Source organism: Streptosporangium sp. NPDC006013, from assembly GCF_040614275.1.
Lineage (GTDB): Bacteria > Actinomycetota > Actinomycetes > Streptosporangiales > Streptosporangiaceae > Streptosporangium.
Genome location: NZ_JBEXUE010000961.1, coordinates 1 through 1268, shown reverse-complemented (window position 1 = coordinate 1268; position 1268 = coordinate 1). Strand labels below are relative to the sequence as shown.

The 1268-nt window shown below is 67.9% G+C and carries 1 pseudogene; it reads right to left on the bottom strand.

Annotated features, from left to right (window positions below):
• Positions 1–1072 (bottom strand): annotated as a pseudogene (locus tag ABZ260_RS51260) (excinuclease ABC subunit UvrA); the annotation flags it as partial.
• Positions 1073–1268 lie beyond the last annotated feature (196 nt).

Sequence of the window (1268 nt, the reverse complement as noted above, 5' to 3'; positions counted from 1 at the left end):
ACAACTCTGTGGCGCTCTGGCCGAGCTGGAGATAGCCAAGCCCGACCTGGTTCAAGGCTCCCAGGGTTTCCGCGAGTTGCCGGGGTTCGGAGAACTGCTCCACAGCCTCGGCGACGGTCAGCTCCAGCACCTGATCGATGGCCAACCCCCGATACCTGATCTCCAAAGCCTCCGGCTTGTAGCGCCGACCCTCGCACGCCTCGCAGACCACCCACACATCCGGCAGGTAGCGCTGCTTGGCGCTGGAGGTCTGGGCGTTCACGAACACCCGCTCCACCTCGGCGAGCGCGCCCCGCAGCGGCTGGCTCGAGGTGTAGGTCACCGAGACCGTCTCCTTCTTGTTCGACATGTCGACGGTCGCCTCGACCTTCTCCTCACCCGTGCCGTACAGCACACAGTGACGGAACTCCTCAGGCAGCGACTGCCACGGCCGGCCGAGGTCCACACCCCGCTTCTCGGCGAGCGCCGGTACGAACGCGTGCTCCCCCGACCGCCACTTCGCGTACCAGGGCGAGGCCCCCTCGAAGAGCGGAAGCTCCGGATGGGTGATGACCAGGTCCTCCTGCGCCTGCCAGCGCCCGCCCACCCCGTGGCAGTCCGCACAGCTCCCTTCCGGCGTATTGCGGTCGAAATGAGCGGTCGTCAGATGCCCGTCCCCACGCTCCGCCGCCGGGTCCGCGCCGATCCCCGGAAGGCGCGAGTACAGCAGCCCCAGATGCCCGTCGATGCCGGTGATCGTCGCGACCGTGGAGCGGGGGTTGCGGTTCAGACGGCGCTGGTCGACCGCGAGCGTCGCGCCGAGTCCCAGGATGCGGTCGACCTTCGGCCGATTGCGCTGGGTGATGTACTGCCGCACGAACGGCGAAAGCCCCTCCAGATACCGCAGCTGGGCCTCGTTGTGCAGGGTGTCGACGGCCAGCGAGGTCTTGCCGCTGCCGCTCACTCCGGTGAAGGCGATGAGCCGCCCCTTGGGGATGCTCACCGACACGTCCCGCAGATTGTTGGTACGAGCCCCCACCACCTCGATGGTCTCGCACCCCATGCTCGCGACGTCCCGTACGAACGCAGTCAACCTTCGTCCACCCTCTCGCAACACAGCGGAACATGGGCGGACAGGCGCCCCCCCATGCCGAACAAACCGATCACGCCACTACGCGGCGGCCGCTCGTCACAATGGCGCTGAGCGGCCGCTTCACCAGATCTCTCAGCACGTGGCCGGTCTCGATGCGGCCCGTGCCGCAGATCAGGACCGGGACACCGCGGTGAGC